The organism is Trichocoleus sp. FACHB-40 (assembly GCF_014695915.1).
GTDB lineage: Bacteria > Cyanobacteriota > Cyanobacteriia > Cyanobacteriales > FACHB-T130 > Funiculus > Funiculus sociatus.
The window spans coordinates 1-23648 of record NZ_JACJPF010000117.1 but is presented as its reverse complement, the minus strand read 5'-3'; the positions used below and the strand labels follow the sequence as shown (position 1 = coordinate 23648).

Annotated in this window: 27 protein-coding genes; 4 read left to right on the top strand and 23 right to left on the bottom strand. The window is 43.7% G+C overall.

The window, feature by feature from the left end; all coding sequences use genetic code 11:
• Positions 1–24: 24 nt before the first annotated feature.
• The 6 genes from H6F63_RS28260 to H6F63_RS28235 all read right to left on the bottom strand — a co-directional run bounded on the left by H6F63_RS28260 (position 25) and on the right by H6F63_RS28235 (position 6605).
• Positions 25–1716, bottom strand: a complete 1692-nt coding sequence (locus H6F63_RS28260) for a CHASE3 domain-containing protein (protein ID WP_190640592.1) — start codon at positions 1714–1716, stop codon at positions 25–27.
• Positions 1717–2355: 639 nt separating this feature from the next.
• Positions 2356–3138, bottom strand: a complete 783-nt coding sequence (locus H6F63_RS28255) for a class I SAM-dependent methyltransferase (RefSeq protein WP_190640591.1) — start codon at positions 3136–3138, stop codon at positions 2356–2358.
• A gap of 9 nt (positions 3139–3147) precedes the next feature.
• A complete protein-coding gene (gene ureA, locus H6F63_RS28250) occupies positions 3148–3450 on the bottom strand; it encodes an urease subunit gamma (protein WP_190443021.1) in 303 nt (100 codons plus the stop codon).
• Positions 3451–3498: 48 nt separating this feature from the next.
• Entirely contained in the window at positions 3499–4323 is an 825-nt protein-coding gene (locus H6F63_RS28245; RefSeq protein ID WP_190640590.1) for an urease accessory protein UreD, read from the bottom strand.
• A 33-nt stretch (positions 4324–4356) separates the two neighbouring features.
• On the bottom strand, positions 4357–6462 hold the full coding sequence (locus tag H6F63_RS28240; RefSeq protein ID WP_190640589.1) for an ATP-binding protein: 2106 nt from the start codon (positions 6460–6462) through the stop codon (positions 4357–4359).
• The gene (locus tag H6F63_RS28235; protein ID WP_190640588.1) at positions 6423–6605 is read right to left on the bottom strand and encodes a hypothetical protein; all 183 of its coding nucleotides are present in this window, start codon (positions 6603–6605) and stop codon (positions 6423–6425) included. Before H6F63_RS28235 ends, H6F63_RS28240 begins: the two co-directional genes overlap by 40 nt.
• Positions 6606–7094: 489 nt before the next feature.
• Here H6F63_RS28235 and fmdA point away from each other — a divergent pair, with 489 nt between their 5' ends.
• Together fmdA and H6F63_RS28225 are read left to right on the top strand one after the other, a co-directional pair.
• A complete protein-coding gene (gene fmdA / locus H6F63_RS28230; protein WP_190640587.1) occupies positions 7095–8282 on the top strand; it encodes a formamidase in 1188 nt (395 codons plus the stop codon).
• Positions 8283–8387: 105 nt separating this feature from the next.
• A complete protein-coding gene (locus H6F63_RS28225) occupies positions 8388–8663 on the top strand; it encodes a zinc ribbon domain-containing protein (protein ID WP_190640586.1) in 276 nt (91 codons plus the stop codon).
• 25 nt (positions 8664–8688) lie between these two features.
• Here H6F63_RS28225 and H6F63_RS28220 read toward each other — a convergent pair whose 3' ends face one another.
• From H6F63_RS28220 to holA, 17 genes are all read right to left on the bottom strand, one after another.
• Positions 8689–9102, bottom strand: a complete 414-nt coding sequence (locus tag H6F63_RS28220) for a hypothetical protein (protein ID WP_190443030.1) — start codon at positions 9100–9102, stop codon at positions 8689–8691.
• 50 nt (positions 9103–9152) lie between these two features.
• Positions 9153–9368: a hypothetical protein gene (locus H6F63_RS28215; protein ID WP_190640585.1), complete on the bottom strand. Its 216-nt coding sequence runs from the start codon at positions 9366–9368 to the stop codon at positions 9153–9155.
• A gap of 34 nt (positions 9369–9402) precedes the next feature.
• Positions 9403–9972 carry an HdeD family acid-resistance protein gene (locus H6F63_RS28210; protein WP_190640584.1) on the bottom strand — a complete coding sequence of 190 codons (570 nt, stop codon included), beginning with the start codon at positions 9970–9972 and terminating at the stop codon, positions 9403–9405.
• Positions 9973–10246: 274 nt separating this feature from the next.
• The gene (locus H6F63_RS28205) at positions 10247–10480 is read right to left on the bottom strand and encodes an addiction module protein (RefSeq protein WP_190640609.1); all 234 of its coding nucleotides are present in this window, start codon (positions 10478–10480) and stop codon (positions 10247–10249) included.
• Positions 10481–10662: 182 nt separating this feature from the next.
• Positions 10663–11112, bottom strand: coding sequence for a hypothetical protein (locus H6F63_RS28200; RefSeq protein WP_190640583.1), 450 nt, complete (start codon positions 11110–11112; stop codon positions 10663–10665).
• A 104-nt stretch (positions 11113–11216) separates the two neighbouring features.
• On the bottom strand, positions 11217–11780 hold the full coding sequence (locus H6F63_RS28195; protein WP_190640582.1) for a Uma2 family endonuclease: 564 nt from the start codon (positions 11778–11780) through the stop codon (positions 11217–11219).
• Between the two features lie 186 nt (positions 11781–11966).
• Complete coding sequence (locus H6F63_RS28190) at positions 11967–12509, bottom strand: Uma2 family endonuclease (protein WP_190640581.1); 543 nt, start codon at positions 12507–12509, stop codon at positions 11967–11969.
• Positions 12510–12597: 88 nt separating this feature from the next.
• Entirely contained in the window at positions 12598–13296 is a 699-nt protein-coding gene (gene urtE, locus H6F63_RS28185) for an urea ABC transporter ATP-binding subunit UrtE (protein WP_190640580.1), read from the bottom strand.
• Between the two features lie 18 nt (positions 13297–13314).
• Entirely contained in the window at positions 13315–14064 is a 750-nt protein-coding gene (urtD, locus tag H6F63_RS28180) for an urea ABC transporter ATP-binding protein UrtD (protein ID WP_190640579.1), read from the bottom strand.
• Between the two features lie 98 nt (positions 14065–14162).
• Positions 14163–15281: an urea ABC transporter permease subunit UrtC gene (urtC, locus tag H6F63_RS28175; RefSeq protein ID WP_190640578.1), complete on the bottom strand. Its 1119-nt coding sequence runs from the start codon at positions 15279–15281 to the stop codon at positions 14163–14165.
• A gap of 40 nt (positions 15282–15321) precedes the next feature.
• Entirely contained in the window at positions 15322–16482 is a 1161-nt protein-coding gene (gene urtB / locus H6F63_RS28170) for an urea ABC transporter permease subunit UrtB (RefSeq protein ID WP_190640577.1), read from the bottom strand.
• Positions 16483–16896: 414 nt separating this feature from the next.
• Positions 16897–18225, bottom strand: coding sequence for an urea ABC transporter substrate-binding protein (gene urtA / locus H6F63_RS28165; protein ID WP_190640576.1), 1329 nt, complete (start codon positions 18223–18225; stop codon positions 16897–16899).
• Between the two features lie 141 nt (positions 18226–18366).
• Positions 18367–18984: an urease accessory protein UreG gene (gene ureG, locus H6F63_RS28160; RefSeq protein WP_190640575.1), complete on the bottom strand. Its 618-nt coding sequence runs from the start codon at positions 18982–18984 to the stop codon at positions 18367–18369.
• 39 nt (positions 18985–19023) lie between these two features.
• Positions 19024–19689 carry an urease accessory protein UreF gene (locus tag H6F63_RS28155; protein ID WP_190640574.1) on the bottom strand — a complete coding sequence of 222 codons (666 nt, stop codon included), beginning with the start codon at positions 19687–19689 and terminating at the stop codon, positions 19024–19026.
• A 97-nt stretch (positions 19690–19786) separates the two neighbouring features.
• Entirely contained in the window at positions 19787–20218 is a 432-nt protein-coding gene (gene ureE, locus H6F63_RS28150; RefSeq protein ID WP_190640573.1) for an urease accessory protein UreE, read from the bottom strand.
• A 47-nt stretch (positions 20219–20265) separates the two neighbouring features.
• Positions 20266–20748, bottom strand: coding sequence for a DUF4168 domain-containing protein (locus tag H6F63_RS28145; RefSeq protein WP_190418648.1), 483 nt, complete (start codon positions 20746–20748; stop codon positions 20266–20268).
• Positions 20749–20966: 218 nt separating this feature from the next.
• Positions 20967–21947, bottom strand: coding sequence for a DNA polymerase III subunit delta (holA, locus tag H6F63_RS28140; RefSeq protein WP_190640572.1), 981 nt, complete (start codon positions 21945–21947; stop codon positions 20967–20969).
• A 34-nt stretch (positions 21948–21981) separates the two neighbouring features.
• Here holA and H6F63_RS28135 point away from each other — a divergent pair, with 34 nt between their 5' ends.
• Both H6F63_RS28135 and H6F63_RS28130 read left to right on the top strand, forming a co-directional pair.
• The gene (locus tag H6F63_RS28135) at positions 21982–22764 is read left to right on the top strand and encodes a DUF1868 domain-containing protein (protein ID WP_190640571.1); all 783 of its coding nucleotides are present in this window, start codon (positions 21982–21984) and stop codon (positions 22762–22764) included.
• 70 nt (positions 22765–22834) lie between these two features.
• The gene (locus H6F63_RS28130) at positions 22835–23452 is read left to right on the top strand and encodes a cobalt-precorrin-8X methylmutase (protein ID WP_190640570.1); all 618 of its coding nucleotides are present in this window, start codon (positions 22835–22837) and stop codon (positions 23450–23452) included.
• Positions 23453–23648 lie beyond the last annotated feature (196 nt).

The window sequence follows — 23648 nt, the reverse complement described above, 5'->3', positions numbered from 1 at the left end:
GCTTAAGGTTTTTTATTTACGAAGCTATATAGACGAGGTTTGTAAATGATGTAACGAGCTAATATCATCAACGGATAAATTTGCCGGAGGTGTCACTGGGATTTCAATCCAGAACTCTGTGCCTTGTCCAGGTTGGCTAAAGCACTTTAGCTCCCCGCCATGCTTATTTACCACAATTTGGTAGCTAGTGGATAGCCCCAATCCCACCCCCTGACCTACTGGTTTGGTCGTGAAAAACGGGTCAAATATGCGTCCTCTAATCTCTTCTGGTATTCCAGGCCCATTATCAATAATCCGAATCGCTACGCGATCGCCATCAGCGTCTCTATCAGCCTCATTCAATTGTGTATGAATGACGATTCGCCTGGGATGCTGCTTCATTTTGTCTGGGGAAAACTCCACCTCGTATTGCTCAACAGCATCAATCGCATTACTTAAAATATTCATAAACGCTTGATTCAGGTATCCGGCATAACACTCTACAAAAGGGAGTCTGCCATACTCTTTAACAATTTCAATAGAGGGACGCGAGGCGGTAGCGTTCAAACGATGCTGCAAAATTAGTAGCGTGCTGTCAATACCTTGGTGGATATCAACAACTCTCCGAATAGTTTCATTTCGCCGGGAGAAGCTTTGTAATGACAAAACGATTTGACGGATACGATTAGCACCAACTTTCATTGATATGAGAATTTTGGGTAAATCCTCGGCAAGGAATTCTAAATCAATTGCCTCCACCAGCTCGATAATCTCAGGATTTGATTGGTCATAATAACGCTGGTAGAGTTCCAAAAGGTCGAGTAAATCTTGGGTGTATTGAGCGACGTGGGATAAATTGCCATGAATAAATGTAACCGGGTTGTTGATTTCATGAGCAACGCCTGCAATCATTTGACCGAGGCTGGACATCTTTTCTGTCTGAATTAGTTGGTCGGTTTGAAGCAGTCTAGCTTGAGCCTCTTGTAGTTCTTGCAAAGTGATATTAAGCTGTTCGGCTTGGGTTTGAGATGCGATCGCTCGTTCGCGTAAATCAGCTTCCCGAAATTTTAGTTCGCGATCGAGACGGTCAAACAGAAAAGCTGCTGTAATTGCGCCAATAATGCCAATGATGGCGGATAAACCCAGTGTCGCCTGAGTGAGGCTCTGCTGGCGCGTTAAAAGCCGGTTGCGTTCTTTTAGCAGACGCTCTTCCTCTTCCTGAAAAATACTGATTTGCCGACGAGTCTCATCCATTAAGGATTTTCCTTGGAAAAGCAAGTTCTTCAGGGTGGATGGGGAGGTTGTTTCATCGTTAATAGCGTTGAGAGTGTTCTTTAACATCTCCATCCGTTGCTGCGCCTGAATTTCAATCTTCTGGAGTCGTTGACGCTGCTCTTTATACTTAACGCGATCGCTTAGTTTGTCCAATGATTTAGGAATAGTTGCGATCGCTGCTGAATAAGGTTCTAAAAATTCTCGCTGACGAGTGAGACTGTATCCTCGAATACCTGTTTCTGCATCCACCAAAGCATTGAGTAGGCGATGAGTTTCAAAACGTATCTGCTGCGCTTGTTGGACATGGTAATGAGCCTGCACTGTATTCTTTTGTAGCCACGACAACGGGCCAAGCGAAAAAAGCAGACAGCTCACTGGAATAGCCAGGATGATAGCTCCTCGGCAGCGAATTGGTAAATTGAGCCAGACAGAGCGCAGCTCTCTAATTAGAAAAAAATTCATGGGTAATTATTCCGGTGCAGTATTCGATACGTAAAGAAAAATACAAAAAATTGCCTTCCCTATTGGAAACTTTCCTAGCACCCTGCACTGTTGTAACACTAGAAGATTTCTAGCAAATAGGTATTATATGTGTTTTGACTAATTTAGTTTAGCGGTGAATGTTGCTTATGCGTTTACCTTATGTATCATTTCTGTAACACTTTTATCAGTTATTCTTCCGTCGGCAGATTATTCCGGATTTTTTTCAAATCTCTGGGGTGAGAGCATTACTTGTATTTGCTACGCTTATTTCTAGCCTGCCATAAGGCTCATTAATTTTTGTTTGCCTTTTTCCTACAACGATTTACTTCTAAATCGCGTCAATTTTCTATAGCAAGGCTAATTTATTTGCTAATAATAGATATTCAATAAAATTGTTATTTAATATTAAATTCAAGGCAGAGCATTACCGTTGATATAATTTCACTTTATGCCTGAACAAAACAGTTTATTACCCCTTATTAAGCTGGTTAGGGGTATGTTATGCGTTGGCATCACAAAGGTGAATTAGTATTAAGTAATAGAATTTACTTAAAAATACGTTGTAGATTGGGTTTCGTTCTTCAAACGCCACGCCCTAAACCTACCCCTCTCAATTTTCTATATCGGTTTTTGGGCAGAAAGCATCATATGCGAACTCGTTAATTTTTCGCTTTTTCTAGCTTTGTAACTGTTATAAGTTTGGATATTTTTAAAACCAGTCTTTTGAACAAAATACAGCAACTCTGAAGGTTGAATTATAGCAAATTTACTAACTTCAACAATGTCAACTATTTCTTCTGGATTGTCGTTAAAAATGTTAAACGTTTCTTCTTCTATATCATTGCTAAAGATATCTTCAGCAATAAAAATACTATTATGAAAGTCTATAGAGTGATTCACCACCAGTTGAATTTTTTTGCCGTTGACAGTTGTTGTTCTCTTAATTTGCGGTTTAAAATTCTTAAGAATCCACAAAAAATTAGCCATAGCAAGAAACATAATACCCCCAGGTTTCAGCGATTGAAATATTCGCTGTAAGGCATCAATTCTGTCTTCAAGCTTTAGCAAGTAGTAAAAAGGGCCATTAATAGCAGCAACAATATCGAATTTTTTTTCTGCATCAATATCACCAAAACCACCAGACTGTACGGTTATGTTTTCCCAAGATTCTGCTACTTGAGTAGCTTGAAAAAAATAATCGGGATCGGGTTCCATTCCTGTTGTTTCCCAGCCTAATTTTGCAAACTCAGGCAGCATTCGGCCTGGGCCACAACCGATATCTAGAATTCGTGGCGGATTTGATACATTATAGGAAACAGCTAGCCATTGCAGAAACTCAACTATGGGAGCCGGATCTGTATAGTAGAAGGCTGAATATAAATCGCTTCTTAAATTACTCACAGACACCTTCTAAGAAATTGGATTGTGAACTGTAACCAGTTTTGTGCCATCAGGAAATGTTGCTTCCACCTGCACTTCATGCACCATTTCTGATACACCTTCCATCACATCTTCTCGCGTTAGCAGCGTTGTGCCATAACTCATTAAATCTGCAACAGTACGTCCATCTCTGGCACCTTCCAAAATTGCCGCAGAAATATAGGCAACAGCTTCCGGATAATTCAACTTTAAGCCTCTTTCCTTGCGGCGTTCTGCTAACAACGCAGCCGTAAAAATCAATAACTTGTCCTTTTCCTGTGGCGTGAGTTGCATTAATTCCCCTCAAACTCCTCTGCGTTCTCTATGCCTGAAGTGGTTCGTTCAAATCTGCCAAACTCTAGGTATACAGGCAGGACGTTCGCTAAAAGATAGGCGCAGTAAATGCCAGATGTCTGTAAACCATTTTCGCACCTGGGCGGTAGAACTACCACGATAGCGACACAATAACCCAAGCGGTAGCCGGGTGATACCTGCCTGGTGGGGTTGTCCTTGCCACAAGTTTCGCGCCTTTTCTACAATTTCCGATGACACCGATTGTCCCACCCAAGCGAGACTGGCGACAACTGGCTGTCCTGCCAAGCCGTGAGGACTGTTGAAGATTTCTTCGCTTGCGGGTAGCCAAAGCCGTTCGATCCAAAGGGGGTGTCCTTGCTGCCAGATTTCGGTATGCGATCGCCACTCTCCAGAGCAAAATCTTTCTCCTCTAGCACTGCGACCAAACCGCGTAATCTCCCAACCGAGCCAGGTTGCTCCTAGAGCTAATTCTACTCTCAAGTCTTGTCGATAAATCGCGCCATCAAAAATAATAGTTTCCTGCGGTAGCCACTCCACGCCAGCACCAGCATTTACCTCAATTTCAATATTTTGTCTTGCCTGTAGTCCATTGCTGCGATAAATTTTACCTGCGGCTGCGGTGGTGATCAAGGTTTGTGCATTGTCTTCTAGGCGCAAGTCGATGGATAAGCGATCGCCTCCCACAACTCCCCCCGCTGTATGCAAAATCACACTATGACAAACCTCTTCTCCTTCAGGATAAAACGGTCGCTGCACCTTCAGGGGCGCTTGATGTTGAGAGTGGATTAGTTGGGTAGTACCTCCCCGTTGAGCGTACACTAAGTTAAGTTTGCCATGCCATCCAGCGTTCATTATTAATTGCTGATATATTTAATAGCACCAATTTTATTGTTTAATTTCCTGCGGTAACTCAATTAGTACCTCTGTTCCCTGTCCTGGTTCGGAAATTATTTTAATTTTTCCTTGATGCTGTTCGATAATCTCATAGGAAACAGTTAACCCTAAACCTACGCCTTTACCGACAGGTTTTGTTGTAAAGAATGGGTCAAACACCTTTGGTTGAATTTGTAAAGGAATACCTGAACCGTTATCTTTAATTGCAATTAAAATTTGGTTTGTTTCTCCAATTTTCGTATTAATAGTAATTTGTTTATTAGACTTGAGTTTGAGATTTTTTAATTCGTCAATGGCATTGACAAGGATATTCATAAAAACCTGATTTAGCTGCGCCGGATAACATTCCACTAATGGCAAATTACCATATTGCTTAATTACTTCAATATTGAGACTGTCGCCTTCTCTGCTGTCGCCTGAAGAATGTAAGCGATGCTGCAAAATCAGCAATGTGTTATCAATTCCCTCGTGAATATTAACGCGCTTTATACCAGCTTGGTCGAGGCGGGAGAAGTTTTGTAAGCACTGGACAATCTCCCGAACTCGGTCAGCGCCTGACCTCATGGAACCTATTACTTTAGGCAGATCGATAGTTAAAAAATCCAGATCAATTGCTTCTGTATGTTGTTTAATTTCCGGATCTGGGTAGCGTTTTTCGTATAGGTTTATAAGTTCAAGTAACTCTTCGGTGTAGCCATTGACATAAACTAGATTGGCGTAAATAAAATTAATAGGATTGTTAAACTCGTGAGCAATTCCCGCAACTAATTGACCTAAACCAGACATTTTTTCAGTTTGAATCAGTTGAGATTGCGCTCTTTTTAACTGGGATAAGGCTTGGCTCAATTGTTCAGCTTTGATAGTTAATTGCTTGTTAAGATGCTCTAGTCGATCCTGAGTTTGCTGCAATTGATAATTCTTTTTCCAAAGCTCGTGCGTTCGCTTATACACTCGGTCTTCTAATGTTTGACGCGCTTGCTCTAGTTCCTGAGTGCGTTCTACAACTCGATGCTCTAGGTTGTCAATTAGAGTTTTGAGCGCTTGGGCCATTTCTTGATAGGCATTAGCAAGTTGACTGAGTTCTCCACCTGCATGAATACCGGGAATTGGGGAACTCAAATCGCCAGCAGCTAGGGTTTTGCTACGTTCTGCTAGTTGGATAATCGGTTTGCCGATTTGTTTGTAAAGTAGGTGCGCGATCGCTACTGAAAGCATAATAGCCAAAGCCAAGCCAACCGCGATCGCGCGGCTGAGGTTGATGGATGCTTGATTAAAATACTTGGAGACAATCTGAATTTTGGCAATTGCTATAGGTTTATCTCCCGAAGTGATGGGAGCATAAACTGTATTCAAACCAGACCCCGGTTCAATTCGATAAACTGCTTCGCCTTTTTTAATTTCCGGTAAAACCTGCGACTTTAAGTTAGTTGCTTCCCAAGAGTCGATGTTGGCTTGGACATAGCTAGAAACCAGCGGCTTACCATCTAAAGAAATGATTTTTAGCTTAGTAGTTGGTTGGGAAAAATTGAGAAATTTACGCAACCAGGCTTCATCTAAATTCTGACCCAAAATCAAAGTTCCCGGTGATTTGCCTGTAGCGTCGCTGCGGTAGATGGGCGCTACTGATAGCAGCAACATTTGGTTCGATCTAGTATCAATCAATTCCGCCTCAAATTTGCCAGTTGTGGTTAAGGCATTGACTCGTTCAACCACAGTAGGAATCCGCAAAGCGTCACCCCGCTCTCCCAAAACCTCTCCAGAACTACTAATCACTTCCACCGTATCTACATCGGTAGACAGCAGAAGTTGATCTGATACCTCTTTTTTGATCCAATTCCGATCTTTTTGTCTAATGGCATTAAACAGATCGCTCCAGAGCGCATAGCCTGAGGATAAATTTTGTAACCCTTTCTCAGTAGCAGCTGTGTATCCGCGAAAGGCTAGTACTTGATCGTCGAGCCTGGTTTTTTCTAAGTCAACAAGCGGCTGCTGCACAAATCTCCACGCCACAGCACTCAGGAACATGACTGGCAGTAATGATGCTCCAAAGGTAAAAATTAGCAGCTTTGGTTTAAGCTTTTGCAGCCGCTGTAACATTTTCGATTTAACTGGGTGCCGCGTGATGTCGCACGAGGGGTAATATCTTTGAAGGCTTTCCACAGTTTAGCTTCTGTAGGGGTGAAGTGGTTATAGCATTTTAAGGGACGATGGCGATCGCTGATTCCTCGGTTGTGAACCATCTTGTTCCTCTATGCCATACTAGGTAAAATTCTTCTCACAATAGTCTTAAGTATCCGGATGTCCTAATACCAACTTAAGCTTAGTAAAAAAATATTTTCATCAATTTTTTAAAAATACTGGGACTATGGCTCCCTGCAAACTAGCTTTAACCGAAAATTATTTTCCTATTAAACTATTTCCTTGCATACTAGCGAAAAAACAACCTTATCTTTATATTTTTACTCAATTTCTTTACTTTTATTAATATACAAAGTATAAAGCACATTTGTATATTTTACTACAGCTACATAAAAAAATTTATTTTTAAATATTTCCTGTCAGCTTACCAGCTAAGCATTAATAAAAGTTGACGCAATACATAGTTTTATATTTTTTGTGCTTTTTTACAAAAAAACACAAGCAGCACAAAAGATATCTGAAACATGATATAAGCTCCAAAACCGTTAACTCTATCAGGTTAAACCCATACAAAACAAAAGGGAAAGACAATGCCTGAAGTTCTCTTCAAAGTAGACCTAAAAAAGCCATTTACAGAACAGGATGTAGTTGGTCATAACCGCTGGCATCCGGATATTCCGGCAGTAGTTTCTGTTAATCCTGGTGATGTATTCCGCATAGAATGCAAAGATTGGACAGACGGACAAATTGGAAACAATGATAGTTCTGACGATGTTCGAGATGTAGATTTGTCAGTTGTTCATGTTTTGAGCGGGCCAATTCATGTTAATGGTGCCGAACCGGGAGATATTCTTGTAGTTGACCTGTTAGACGTGGGAACACTTCCCGATTACGAATGGGGTTTTACTGGTATTTTTGCCAGAGAAAACGGCGGCGGTTTCCTCACAGATCACTATCCAATAGCACAGAAAGCAATCTGGGATATTCAAGGAATTTATACAAAATCCCGTCATATTCCGGATGTGAAATTTGCCGGAATTCCGCACCCTGGTTTGATTGGTTGCGCTCCCTCCTACGAACTGTTAGCGAAGTGGAACAAGCGAGAAGCTGAACTGGTAGCAAGTGGGGGCCCGATTTGGAAACCGGAAATTCCTGCTTTGGCAGAATTACCAAACCCGAAAAATGCCATTCTGGGATCGTTGAAAGGTGCAGAATATGACCGAGTGGCGAAAGAAGCAGCACGCACTGTTCCACCCCGCGAACATGGTGGAAACTGCGATATCAAAAATTTGTCAAAAGGTTCGCGGATTTACTTCCCAGTTTACGTCGAAGGCGCGAAACTTTCAATGGGAGATATTCACTTTTCCCAAGGTGACGGCGAAATCTCATTTTGTGGCGCAATTGAGATGGCTGGGTACATCGATCTTCATGTGGAATTAATTAAGGGTGGTGTAGAAAAGTACGCCCTGACTAACCCTATTTTTAAGCCAGGGCCAGTAGAACCTCGTTACTCAGAATATTTGGTATTTGAGGGAATTTCAGTTGACGAATTTACAGGCAAACAATATTACCTGGATGCTCACGTGGCTTATAGGCGGGCTTGTTTAAATGCTATTGAGTATTTCAAGAAGTTTGGTTACACGGGCGAACAGATTTATTTGTTGTTGGGTTCGGCACCCTGTGAAGGTCGAATTAGTGGGATTGTAGATATTCCAAATGCTTGTTGTACGATTGCAGTCCCAACGGCAATTTTTGAACGGAATGTTTTGCCAACTTAGTTAAAGGTTAGAAGATTGGAAGGTTGAAGGTTAGAATTTTTAACCTGCAACTTTCCAGCGCTGCTTCAATCGGCTAAAAATGTCTAATACGGAGGTTATAAAGTTATGCCACTTTACGAATTTCGATGTGAAAGCTGCGGTATTTTTGAGGCATGGTTGAAGATGAGTGAAACGCTTAATCCTAAGCTGTGTCCTACTTGCGATCGCATCTCCAAACGGGTTTACTCAGCACCTGGCCTGATTACAACACCTTCGGCTTTACGGCGGCGGGTGGAGCAAAGTGCAGAACCAACGATAGCGAAGCGATCGCAAGCAACAGAACCATCATCCTCTAAGTACCACAATCATCATCATGCACGCCCTTGGATGATAGGTCATTAATTTAGACAAAAGGCAAGCAGCTTAGTTAACTCTCAGTCGCTAATAGGCTTGATATTTGTGCGTGCATGAATGCAATGTCTGGATCGCGTTGAATGGCTTGATAGTAACGCTGCTCTCGGTCGCTTCCTTCTTCTGAAGGAGTAAGCAAGGAACTAGCTTCCTTTAACAGCTCGTCAGCTTTTTGTAATGTTATAGACTCTTTTGGACTCAAGGCTTCGTCAATCTTGACGATAAATTGAGAGAACGGACGCAGCCAGGTAAACCATTCATCTTCGAGAACAAGCCGAAGAAACTCTCCGTTTGACCGAATGCGTCCGTGAGACTGCTCGTAACCCTCACGCTCGGAATCGAGTAGTCTTTTATGAAGGCGCAGTAGTGCAGCACGTACCTCGCGCAGGCGTTGGAATCGAATATCGAGAGGAGGATGAGTTGAAGACATTGATCAGGTTTGCGATCGCTACTCTGTTGATCTTGGCATATAGGCGCTACTCATCTGCGGGATTTGCGGCGCAGGCGATCGCTCTGTACTAATTTTCCTACCAAACCAACAATCAGGATTGTGTCAAGAAAACCATCGTTTAGCTGTTTTAGACAGTGTTCCTCTTCAATTGACAGCGGAGCAAATTTTTGGCTGGTTAAGAATAAGAAGTTAATCAGGATGCGATCGCTTCTGTCGAGATGGCGGGTAATTTTCTTGCAGTGCATTACCCGCCTTACGCCAGATTACAGAGTTTTAGACTCAAGCAGCTTGGTTAGACTGATTCAAGGCAGAACGCGCATTAAGCGACAGCATCACGCGGGAAACCCCTGTGGAGAGAACGCTTGCACCAACTAGCGTCCCAATCAGCCAAGACGCATTGAAGGGCCACTGGAACCAAATCATTGCACCCAGCACCAGCGTAATAATCCCATCTGTCAGCACCCATGTCCAATTCTGTTGCGGACGCACCCGGAATGCCAGGATTAGGTTGAATACGCCTTCTGTCAACAAAAAGCTACCTAGCAACAGGGTCAGTGTCAGGACACCTGTTAAGGGGTAAAAGAATAGCATCACGCCTGTGGCAATGTAGAGGACGCTCAATAAGAGTTTCCAAATGAAAGCGCCTTGATCGCGGGTTTGAAAGGCGTAGACTGCCTTGGCAACTCCCGCGCTAGATAGGATCAAAGCAATCCAAGTCTCAGCGACAATTGTCGATACGTTAGGTACAGCGATCGCAAGTATCCCCAAAACAATCAAGAGAGCGCCAGTTAAAAGCGATCCATTAATATTTTTGTTCTTGTTGATGTCAGTAGAAACGTCGGTTGTCATAAAAATCTTTTTTCTATGCTTGAGTGAGCTATACCTTCACGCTAGAAAATTTCTCAAGAACTGGGTAGAGTCTTAAGATAGACCACTCTGCTATATCAAGCTCTACCTGCTGATATATGCGATCGCACTTTTCCCTAAATTTATGGAAGCGATCGCATATATCAAAGTTGCAGTAACTCTTCAAACATCCAGTGGTTTTTGTATAACTCTATCTTTCGAGTACCCAGGTTCTCGACTACAGTGCATCACTACCACAATTAGAATGAAATATTGCTCAATATTGCTCTAGGAGTCGCCTTACCTCAGCCAACGCTTCTTCCCCAGGAAGTGGCTGAACTGCACCACTTCGGATCTCGTCTTTACGATTCTTGGCTTCAGTTGTCCAAAGTGTTTGAATCGTTTCGTCTACGTCGAATTCAAGGCTTTCAACTAGCTTTTCTGCCAGAAGCGCTCTCGACGCACTCGGCAAAGATAAAGCTTCTTTCATCAGTTGCTCAATCGATACCATAATCACATAGAATTTGAGGTTATCCACAGTCTAGCAATAGAGCGATCGCACAGTTAACGTGGTCATCCAAACTGATTCTTCCCTGCAAGAATCCTACCCACTAGCAATAGAGCGATCGCGCAGTTAGCGTGGTCATCCAGAAAGCGCGATCGCGCCTCGACTTTAATTTGTTGGAGCGATCGCTAATCGGTTAATCGTAGCAGTCCTGCAACGTGCCGCCGAAAAATATCAAGCGAATGCCAAGTTGGAGGAATATCCTCCAATTTTTCCAGCTTTTTGACCGTTCCGCCTGCATATCCTTTGTGCGAATACCCAAACAAGTCGCGCTGCCTGGGAATACAGTTTTCATCCTTGAGATTCGCAATCCACATAACTTTTACTTGGCGAACAACTCCCCATTCGCTATCGTCTCCCTTACACGGTTTATCATCACTGACTTCGACCAAATGAGTAACCAATCCCTTCTGGAGTAGAAGTATTAGATCGCCGCACTGAACTTTTGCGGCATTCTCTATCTGGTCTGCTTTCCAGTTAAGGGGAAAAATATTATGAAGTTTCTCTTCCTCGTATGCCCAATCCTTGCCACCTTGGTCGTTAACATACTTAATCCATTTGAGATTGTCTAAATTCATGTTTTAATCCTACTAGCAATACAATTGCTTTAATTAATTAGATTACTGGTTAGTTGATTGGCGAACGGTAGTTCCTGGTTATCATCACACATCCTCACAAGCTGCTATTCTAACAGCCAGCCAAATACGTTGCCTACCGTCAAGTGGAGTTCTCTAGCAAATGAAGGGACGGGAAGTAGCTGTTCTGGTTCGTCAAACACCTCTGGCTGTTGCTTAGGTTGATAAACAAATATAGTTTGTTCGTTTGGATCAATTAGCCAACCCATCTGTGTTTCATTATTGAGAGAATGCAGAATTTTTTTGATAACTTTTGTAGCGCTTTGGTCGGGAGATAAAATTTCAATTATCCAATCAGGAGCCACTTGAAATACATTCGCTACACCGCCATTTTCCTTGCGGGGAATTCTCTCCCAGGTAAATATTGCTACATCTGGCACGATTGACCGTCCACCAAACGTACACCGCAGTTCTGGAAATGCCCGTGCAACTTTCTTGGGCTTAACGACAGTATTAACAGCAATAATTAGTTCACCTTGGATAGTGCTATGTTCTCCCTGCGGCATTGGTTTTTGTATAATTTGACTGTCAATGTACTCGCTGGCGGGTTTGGTTTCTGGTAGCTTGAGAAACTCTTCTAAAGTAAGAGGTTTAGCGGATGTTTGTACCATTTGAGGTTACTTCGGGTGCCGATATATATGGAATATATCGCGGTTCTGACGTTCAAGCCACACACGCTTGATAGGGCATGGCATTGCCATGCCCCTACAGATGTATCGCATTCAATCGAGAATTGCTATAGCTACGCAGGGTGAGCATTACCCACCACAACTATTGATACTTGTGATCGCGCATCCTTAGCTTCCCCGCCGTAACCAGCCAAATACTTGCTCAACTGTCAATTCTAATGGGATATCCTGGGGGACAGGCAAGCGATCGCTACTTCTCAACAAAGCAATCCGATTATCGGGCCACAGGATTATAATCACCCGTTCTGTCAGATCGATCAGCCACCCTAGCTGTGTCCCCTCCTGCAAGCAAGTTTGAATCTTGGCAATCAATTTAGTAGTGCTTTGGTCAGGAGAGAGGATTTCAATCATCCAATCAGGCGCACCTTCAACAGCGACATTCTCAGAAGGAACTCGATCTTGGTAGATAACTGTAATGTCAGGAACGACGGAATTATTACTTAAAATACAGCGCAACTCTGGAAAAGCTTCATAGGGTGAGTCCGCTTGGTCAATTGCAGCCGTCAGGCGTTTTTGCAAGATGCTGTGGAAGGCTGTGGGCATAGGTTTTTGATTGGCTTGTCCGTCCACAAACTCCCAAGCTGGGGACTCCTCAATATTCGGCAGCTTCAGGAAGTCTTGCAGTGCAAGGCGTTGCGTAGTGGTAGCCATCAAGATTCGTAAGATTGCCTGTTACAAGTCAATGGTATCGTTTTTAGACAATCTAGCTGTCCTATTCTGTGCAAAGCTGGCCGCGCCGTTACACTGCGAGAAATCTCTCAATCACATCTTGGCTCAATTCGCTAGTAGAACCAGAGGCAACAATGCCGCCTTTTTGCATTGCATAATAGCGATCTGCTTGGCGCACAAAATGCAAGTGCTGTTCTACTAATAAAACAGAAATTCCTGTAGATTCAACAATCCGGCGCACTGCGGCTTCTATCTCCAAAATGATAGATGGTTGGATGCCTTCGGTGGGTTCGTCTAATACGAGTAGCTGCGGTTTTCCCATCAAAGCGCGTGCGATCGCTAGTTGTTGTTGTTGTCCTCCACTCAAGTCGCCACCCATCCGCGAAAGCATGGATTTTAAGACTGGAAAAAGGGCAAAGATTTCCTCTGGTATTTCTTGACTGCGAGCGCGATCGCGTCTAGCTTCCAAACCTAGCAACAGATTTTCCTTCACTGTCAAACGTGGGATAATCTCTCGTCCTTGAGGAACGTAGCCCATCCCCAGCTTTGCTCTTTGATCGGTCGAGTTGGCATTTATCAGATTACCTGCAAAAGTAATCGTGCCTGTGCGGGGCTTTATTAACCCCATAATTGTCTTGAGTAAAGTAGTTTTACCAACGCCGTTGCGGCCAATTAAACAAACCATCTCTCCCGCAGGTACGCTCAAATCTACATCCCAGAGAATGTGACTTTCACCGTAGTAGACATTTAAACCAGTAATTTGCAGCATTTGAATTTTAATTCAACATCAAGACACTAATTGCTGTCCCAAATAAACTTCAATTACGCGAGGATCATTCTGCACTTCCTCAATGGTTCCTTCACACAAGACTGAACCCTCGTGCAGTACCGTAACTTTACGGGCAATTTGGCGGACAAATTCCATATCATGCTCAATCACCAGAATAGAATGACTTTGAGCTAGAGCTAAAAGTAAATTACCAATATTTTCAGTCTCTTCATCAGTTAACCCAGCCACAGGTTCATCAACAAGCAACAAATCAGGAGATTGAGCGACTAACATCCCAATTTCCAGACGTTGCTTTTCTCCGTGAGAAAGTAACCCAGCAAGGATATCTGATTTAGCCGTCAACCCAATGGTTTCTAGCAACGCGATCGCTTTGCACTGTTCAGCACTAGAGGGACGACTAAATAGGGTAAAGAGAGCATTTTTATTGCGGTTGCAAGCGATTTCTAAATTTTCGCGTGGTGTTAGATTCAAGTAAATGCGGGGGGTTTGGAATTTGCGACCAATTCCCAAACGGGCGATTTGATATTCTGAGAAAGCTTTGACATTTCTCCCCTTGAATAGCACTCGCCCTTCTGTCGGTTTTACCTTGCCAGTAATGACATCCAGAAATGTCGTTTTACCTGCACCATTGGGGCCAATTACCACTCGCAATTCTCCAACATCCATGTTGAAATTGAGGTGATTTAGTGCTTTAAACCCATCAAAACTAACAGTTACATTTTCAGTTTCTAGTATTTTATTGTTCATATTTTCTAACGCAAATTGATGCAAAGGAAGGCGCAGAGTTTGACAGAGAATGAGCAATAACTTTGCATTTACCTCTGTTGTCCTTTGCGGTAAAAACTTTACTCATCATTCTGAGTGCTAATTTCTGCTTCCAGGCTAGGATATGTGGCGACTTGTTTACGGAATCCAAAGAGCGATCGCATTCTATCCAAACCTTGATATCGCAGCCAGCCAATCAAACCATCGGGAAGAACTGTCACTACAATTAGGAATAAGGCACCTTGGAAAAATAGCCAACTATCCGGATATTTTTCGCTCAAAAAACTCTTGCCAAAGTTTACCACCAGTGTTCCTAGTATTGCGCCTACCAAAGTAGCACGACCTCCCACTGCTACCCAAATTACCATTTCAATCGAAAAAGCAATATCCATCGCTTTCGGAGAAATTAAACCTGTTTGGATAGTGAATAAGGCACCAGCGATTCCCGCTAAAGCAGCGGAAATTGCAAATACAATCACTTTATATCCAGTAGGGTTATAGCCAGAAAAACGCACGCGGCTTTCATCATCTCGAATAGCAATTAGCAAGCGTCCAAAACGATCCTTTGTCAACCAGCGACACAGAACATAAGATGCCACTAAAAACAACACCGTGAGAGTGTAGAAAACAAGCTGCGTCTTACTATCACTGACAGTTGCTCCCAAAATAGTTTTAAAGTTAGTTAAACCATTGGTGCCGTTAAAAAGTTTTTGCTGCCCGTTGAAGAAGTTGAAAAAAACAATTGTTGCTGCTTGAGTTAAAATCGAAAAGTATACGCCGCGAATGCGGTTGCGAAATACCAAATATCCCAAAATTGCGGCTAATATAGCTGGAATTATTACCACAGCCAAAGCAGTCAAGCCAAGCGAGTAAAACGGCTGCCAAAACCAAGGCAACTCTGTTACCCCATAGAGTGACATAAATTCTGGTAAACCGCCATTCAAAGGCGCTAATTGCAAGTGCATCCCCAAAGCGTAACCGCCAAGGGCAAAAAATACCCCATGCCCCAAACTGAGCATACCAGTGTAGCCCCAGATTAAATCAATACCCAAAGCAGCGATCGCTAACGCCAAAAATCGCCCCAACAAAGTGAGACGAAACCCAGAAAGAACCACTGGCATCACCAAGATTAAAATAAGAGCGATCGCCACGACCACCCCCACCTCTATTAATACTAACTGCCCTCCCTTCTTTCTCATTCTTCGCGTCCTTCGCGCCTTCGCGGTTTTTTAGATTTTCCTAAGCATCAACCGTGCGTCCCTTCTGGGGAAAAATTCCCCCCGGACGTACTTGAAGAAAAGCAATAATTAAAGCAAAAACCATCACCTTCGCCATACTTGTCGTGGCGAAAAATGAAAAGAAATCCGAAAGCGGTTTAATGGGAGCAAGCCACAGCGCCAGAGTATTAGAACCGATGAGATAGTTTGCCATACCGATCGCGATCGCAGCCACAATACTACCCACCAACTTACCAACACCGCCCACAACTACCACCATAAACGTATCGACAATATAATTCTGCCCAGTATTTGGCCCCACAGAACCCAGCAAACTAATCGCACAACCAGCAACACCAGCTAATCCCGAACCCAACGCAAAAGTCAGTGCATCCACTTTCTCTGTAGGAATTCCCAAACAAGCACTCATACTGCGATTTTGCGTCACTGCCCGAATTCTCAAACCCCAAGACGAACGTTGTAAAAACAAGTAAATTCCGGCAATACAAAGAATCGTTAGCACGATAATAAAAAGTCGCGCATATTGTAGCTGAAAGCTACCTAACGGCAATCCACCTCGTAGCCAACTAGGAGCCGTTACATCAACATTTTGAGCGCCGAACCATGCCTTAGTCACAGCCAGTTTATAAGTTTCCCCCAAAAGTTTACCTATTCTCGCAGCAATTTCCCACGAAACAGGTAGCATTACTACTATTACCCAAGGGCGAATTCTTTCAAAATCTGCACGACGAGACAGAATCCTCAAAGCGCCGAAAAACAAAATACAAAATACACCCATTTCAATTATCAGCACCCAGTTAACGCTGCGGACAAACTGTTGCAAAATCAGGCTAACACCCCAAGTCGCCAGCAGTGTTTCTAGAGGTCGTCCGTAAAGATAACGAATTACCCCACGTTCTAGAATTAATCCCACAGCAGCTGCTACCAAAAAAGCCAAGATTAGGGCAAAGAATATATAAAGTTCAAGCCAAGGTTTCCCCAATATCTTGAAACCATTTTGCACAACATAAGTTGTGTATGCTCCCAGCATTATTAGCTCGCCGTGAGCTAAGTTTATGACACCCATCAGCCCAAATACAATGGCTAAACCCAGCGCCGCAATTAGTAAAACAGCACCGATGCTAATCCCGTTAAATATGGCATCTAACACTACTTGCAGCACTAGCTTTCTCCCAATTAATTGATTTGCATCGCCTTTATTGCAGCTTACCTTTTTACATAAGCAGGTGATAGGTATCTAACTTCACTTCTGGTAATTGGTAATAAACAATCAGCCTACTATACTCCTTACCAGCCTAAAAAACTTACAGTTATTTCGACTACTGAATAGTTTTCCTTGGATGTACACCTACTACTTAAAGTTGCCAAGTTTCATGTAGCGTATTGCATAAAGTATATTATTCCATGTGCAAATTTTAGCGGCTAAGACATAGTAACTAAACAGTCGCATATTTCCATAAAAAACGAGCGCAATTACTACCTATGTTTAAGTCTATTAGCTTTTTTAGCTGTCCTTTATCCTTTTACTGAGGGCAATAGATAAGAATAAAGGACAACAAGCTAATAATTGGACAGGTTAGGCTTTATATTTACCACCTTTCTTCAAATCAGTCCAGTCACAGGCATATCCCTTAGTTTCAGCGACAAACTGGTTCCAGGGAACAGGAGATACTGCTTTCGGTGACTCGTAGACAATCTTAAATAGACCGTCATCTGCAACTTCACCAAGTCGCACAAACTTCGCTAAGTGATGGTTATTTTCCAGTGTCACTCTGCCTTCTGGAGCATCGAAGGTTTGACCTACAGCAGCCTTTTTAACCGCTTCTATATCGTCAGCCGTTTTTGCTTTCTCAACAGACTGCTTCCATAAATAAACAGCAATGTACGCTGCTTCCATCGGGTCATTTGTTACCCGATCGGGCCCATATTTTGCTTTAAAGGCTTCGACAAACTTTTTATTAGCAGGAGTGTCCACAGTTTGGAAGTAATTCCAAGCAGCGTAATGACCTTTGAGATATTCTGTACCGATTGCTTTAACTTCTTCTTCGGCAATACTTACAGACATTACCGGATATTTATCTGGGTTCAATCCTGCACCTTGCATCTGCTTGAAGAAAGCGACGTTACTATCACCATTAAGAGTATTAAAAATTACTCCGCCTTCTGGCAGTGCTGCTTTTATTTTGGTGATGATGGGGGTGACTTCTGTATTACCCAAAGGTAAGTAGTCTTCACCTGCTGTTTCGCCGCCTTTGGCTTTTAATTGCTCTTTAATGACGGTGTTAGCAGTGCGAGGGAAAACGTAGTCGGAGCCTATGAGGAAGAATCTTTTACCTTTATTTTGCAACAACCAATCAACCGCAGGCTCGATTTGTTGATTTGGAGCAGCGCCAGTGTAGAAGATATTATTAGAACACTCTTGTCCCTCGTATTGTACGGGATACCAGAGCATATGTTTTTTCTCTTCAAATACTGGCAGTACAGCTTTACGACTTGCAGAAGTCCAACACCCAAAAACGGTGACAACTTTATCTTGATCAATTAATTTTCTGGCTTTTTCTGCAAAAGTAGGCCAGTCGGAGGCACCATCTTCTTGGATAGCTTGAATTTGTTTGCCTAGTACGCCGCCAGCTTTATTAATCTCCTCAATTGCTAACATTTCAGCATCGACGACACTTTTTTCGCTAATTGCCATCGTGCCGCTGAGGGAGTGTAAAATCCCGACTTTGATCGTGTCTCCACCACCAGCAGCAGCCACGGTAGTCGCGCCGGGAGAGGGAGAAGCAGCTGTTGGACTGCTGGGATTAGTGGTGGAAGTCCCACTGCAAGCCTTGAGAAGAATACTGGTTCCTAGAGTGGCAGAACCGTATAGAAGAAATTTACGCCGCCCTAATCGCTTTGCCATACCAATACTGTACTCCTGGCTTCATCAGCCCAATGATAGAGAACATACACAGCTAAGGAGTGATATTAGAGCGATGGTCTAGGAAAACATTGTAGTCTTGGATACAAAATCCAGATTTTTAACAATCATTGAAGGGTAAGGTCAGGTTGCTGTTTGGGGAATTTCTCCCATATTCAAACGGATAAAGTTTAAAACAGCGTCTAATCCTTGCTGAGTCTTCAAATTTGTAAATATAAAGTGTTTTTCCCCGCGCATTCTCTTGGTGTCTCGTTCCATAATGCCCAAATCAGCTCCCACTAGAGGGGCAAGGTCAATTTTGTTAATTACCAGCAAATCTGACTTGGTGATGCCGGGGCCTCCTTTGCGGGGAATTTTGTCACCTGCTGCAACATCAATTACGTAAATTGTCAAGTCTACGAGTTCGGGACTAAAGGTTGCAGCTAAGTTGTCGCCGCCACTTTCTAAAAATACTAGGTCTAAATTTGGAAATCGCTGTTCCATCTGTTCGATGGCGGCTATGTTCATGGAAGCGTCTTCGCGGATGGCGGTATGGGGACAACCGCCAGTTTCTACGCCGAGGATGCGATCGCTTTCCAATGCTTGACTTTTCACTAAAAACTGTGCATCTTCCTGGGTATAAATATCATTGGTGACGACAGCAATGTGGTATCTCTGCCGCATCGCCTTGCACATCGCCTCAACTAAGGCAGTTTTTCCCGAACCCACTGGCCCTGCTACACCAACCCGAAATGCACTCATGGGATTGCTAATCGCTAATGGCTAATTACTAATCTTACGTTAACTGCGAAATAGTCGCGTGTACTGGGTTTCGTGTGCCATACTCGCCAGGGCTAATCCCCAGCCACAACTAGCAAGATCGTCATCCTCTAAAGCTAAAATTTCATTGGCAGCATCACGTATAGTTGGATGCAGTTCAAAGAGTAGCTGTTGCCCAGCGGTTTGTCCCAGGGGAATCAGCTTCACTCCAGATGCGATCGCATTCGTCGCCCAACTGTGTAAATATCCCAACATTGCTTGCTTTAGCTCAATTTGCCACTCTTGCGCGGCGATACCGAAAGCGATCGCATAATTACAAGGATTTCCCACAGCATCGGCCCTTAACTGCACCTGCGGCTGTAGTTTCAGAAATAATTTTAAAAGCGATCGCCCCATCTGCCAACTTTGCTCTCGCAATTCTTGGGTTTCTTTAGTAGCAGATAACCAAGCATTCCAGTAACTTAAAGCCGCCAAATCTCCAGCTTCTGCACCTCTATAGGCGCGGATTGCGATCGCCGCCTCCAACCGAATTGCCCCATAGCGCAATTCCTGCTTTAGCCAGTCTCCCAAATGCTGATTATCAATTACACCAGCCTCAACTAGCGTTTCTAACCCTTCGGAATAGCTATAGGCACCCACTGGTAATGCTGGACTAGCAAGCTGTAACAGACACAGTAAATTGCTCATTGCTAATGGCTAATGGGTAATTGCTAATTAGGAATTAGGGATTGGGAAAAAGTCTTACCTAGTCCCCAGTCCCCAATCCCCAGTCTCCAGTCCCCTTTTAATGCCCGTAAGCACCCGGTTCAGGTTGAAAAGGCGCGATTTCCTCTCGTACCTCTACCCCTAGATGTTCCAGCATTGCCTGCAAAACTGGGTCAGGAGATAGCCTTAAATAGGTGAGAGCAAGTTCTATCGGTACGTGCCGATTCCCCAGATGATAAGCCGCACGCAGCAAATCTAGGGGCTGTTTAGCTGTCACCGTGAGAACTGGTTCCGGTTTAGCAGCAATTCTCACTACAACATCACAGGTTTCAGATTGGAGGAGATCGCGATCGCGTAGCACCGTTCCTCTAGGTAAGCGTAGATACAAAGCTTCACCTGAAGGCGTTTCAAAGCGATAGCGGCTGCGGGTGCGCTCCTCGGCTGTCAGAGCCAAAGTAAAACTAACTTCTACATCAGGCTCGCCACTCAAGCGTTGCGTTATATTTAGCATCGCTTAAAAAGGTAAAGACAAAACAAAGAGATCCTCAAAGATTGCCCTTAGTTAGATTGCAGACGAAGCATTTCATTTTGAATCCGTGTTTGTAGATCCTTATCGCTCTGCGCTGCAATGGTAACTTGGTTAAATCGTTCATTTGTCAGACCGTTGCTCTGGATAATCTTTTGCGACTGCTGACAGTAATTTCTGGCAATTGCCTGAGCATTTTTAGGCAGCGATCGCAAAGTATTAGGTCTGCCGCAAATAATATTTGGAGGGCTGCCCACAAGTTTCTTAATGTCATTATAGGCAGATTGGCGACCAGGCTCCATCGCCAAGATAGCTCTGGCAACTTTAGTTACTTCCTCATTAGTAACATTAGAAGCTTGAGCGTATGCCACAGAATTAAACTCAACAGTATGGTAGCCTCCGGAGATACCCGGTGCGATTCCCAATAGCAGGCTTAGGGTGGCGAAAGTTCCCACACTCAGGCATTGGGATAAGACTCGATTCACGTAACGGCGGGAACAGAAGGAAGTCATCATGATCTAGTGCAGCCAAAAATAGGAAACTAAAGCAGTACGTGCATTACATTTTCTGAACTATTTTAAGGGTGAGAAGTTCCAGGTAAAGAGGAAGCATTTATAAATAATTTCCTAAATTTCACGGATGTACTTCCAGATGCCAGATTTAGGGTGTGTTAGGGCAAAGCTGTAACGCAACTTTATGGAAAGATATTTTAAGGGTTTTGGTGCGTTACGTTTCACTGATACACCAGGCAGAGTTCTATAACTTTAGTTTGTAGAGTCGAGAGGGGATCTGCGCCTCGCTTTAGGCTAACTTCCAGATCCAGCAGTAAGGGTAATGTTAAACTAAGTTGCCGACTTGATAAGGGGTTGACTTCTTTTCGTAGAATGTAAACTCGATTTGGGTTGCCTATCTCTACCGCAGTAGCGATCGCTCTTTCATCTCGCTCCCCATCCTCTATCATAAGTTTGACCCATAACCAGGTGCGAAATTGACCAATCAAAGTAGCTACAATCTTCAAAGCTGGTTCATTGCGACCGATCAAGTCAGCAACCAAACCGGAAGCCTTAGCCGCATTTCCCTGAATAATTGCCTCTGCCAACTTCAAGCTATTATGGGTGGTTGATGTCACCAGAGCAGCAATAACATCGACATCAAGTGCTTTTGCTTCTGTCCCAGCATAGCAATGTAACTTTTCCAGCTCATTCCAAAGCTGCCTGGTATCATTTCCCACAGACTGTGCTAAAAGTTCGGCACCAGCCTGAGTCAGTTTTACCTCGACTTCTTGGGAAACTTGCCGCACTCTTTTTAGCAACTCTTCTGTTTTCCAAGGTGGAATGAGGGAAAATTCTCTAATCTCAGCATACTGTTGCAGCAACTTGGTGGATCTTAGACGACCATCAGGTTTAGTTCGCGTTGTCAGTAATAATACTGACGACTCAGGAATTACTGGTATAGTACGCTCCAACTCAGTCAGCAGGTCTTCAGAACATTGCTGGCATATAGTTGTATCAGTCAACCATACCAGACGCGAACCGGTGAGCATAGGAGGGGTCATCGCCTGATTCAGTCCGGTGATGGCAGCATTGGCTTGATCAGGGGAAATTTTGTCATAGTTAAAGCTAGCCCATTGCGGATCGACAAATCGATGTAAAAGGACATTAACAGCTTTTTCTAAGGCAAAATCATCTTCTCCCCAGTAAAGGTAAATTGGCATTACAGCATCTTTTAAAAGAGCGAGGATATCAAAATTGGACGAGAGTTATCAAATTTATTTAAATCGGGTAGCCCGACTACCGCTACCTGCTACCTACCAGTCCCAAGTACAACATATACAGGAGTCTCCGAAGTTTAAGCCTGACGAATCTGGCGAAATACAGCCAGTGCCTTTCCCAGGCTATACCGTAATCACGCCACCTTGGGGGGATGATTCGGTAAATTCTACATTTTACGAAACCTTGAAGGTGTGCCAAGACCAACTATTGCAGCAGTTTGACTCCGGTTTCTTGGTACCAGTACCTCCGGCAAGCTTTCACTTAACTTTAGCGGATTTGATTTGGGACAGTGCTTACAGACACGCCAATCAGAAACCAGCGTTTGAGGAACATTTGCGCTCTGCAATTGGTAAAATCTTTGAGCAGTCTAAGCCGTCGATTAGTTTAGGGCATCCTTTACGTTGGCAATTGCTGGGGTTGATAGTGATGCCTCGCGCGATCGCTGTGGGTTTACTACCCAAGGACGAGGAAACCTACGAAAGAATTTTGCAGTTTCGCCGCTGTATTTATCAAAATCCCGGTCTGATTGCTTTGAGAGTTGAACAGCAATACCGTTTTACTGCCCATATTACACTAGGATATTTTGGGAATATTTCACCTGATTTGGATCGCCAAGCTTTATGCAATAAGCTTTCGGAATTTAACGATCAATGGGTAGAAAATTACCAAGAACTCTTGGCACATCGCGCAGAACTGAGGAAGTTTGACGATATGACCCATTATTACCGCGGCCCTGACTGGCCTGTTTTAGAATTTTAAGTTGTTGGGGCGGGTTTTAAGATAACCTTAGCATCTGGCGACAGCAAATCTTCCTTCAACCCGCCCCTCAATGAGCCTTTTAAATCATCCTATTTTGGAGCAGAGTTTTGCAGTTATTGACCGAGAAATCGGCGAACATAACTTTAGCCCCGCTGAGTACGCCATTGTCCGGCGGGTGATTCACACTACTGCTGATTTTGAGTTTGCGACATTGATTCGATTTAGTCCTGGGGCAATTGAGAATGCGATCGCATCTCTCCAGCGTCGTGTGCCTATTATCACAGACGTAGGCATGGTAAAACAGGGAGTTGCTGGGATGGTATCGAAAACTTTTGGCACCCCGCTAATTGCCGCAGTTGAAGAAGCACCCGTCCCACTTCCGGGTAAGACGCGCACCGAAACTGGTTTGATGCAATGCTTTGAGTTATTTCCCAATGCGATTTTTGCTATCGGGAATGCTCCCACCGCTTTACTAGCTCTTTGTGCTGAGTTGCCAAAAGCAGCAGTACAACCAGCTTTGGTAATCGGCGCACCTGTGGGCTTTATCTCCGTGCTAGAGTCAAAAGCGGCACTCGCTAACACTCCCGTACCCCAAATTCGCATCGAAGGGCGCAAGGGCGGTTCACCAGTCGCTGCTGCTATTGTTAATGCTCTGCTCATCTTAGCTTGGGAGGGTTATGAGAGTTAACGCACAGAGACGTGGAGAACGCAGGGGGAAGCAATATAGGCTCTGTGTTTCTTTTTTTAGCTTTTTCCTCGCCCCATCTGGAAGCAGGGCTGATTCATTGGAAAAAGGAAAATAGACGATGCACATCATGAGACAAATGTCGAAGTGCTTTGGTGATCGAGGCAAAACCGTGCTGACGAAATAGATTGATGGCGAA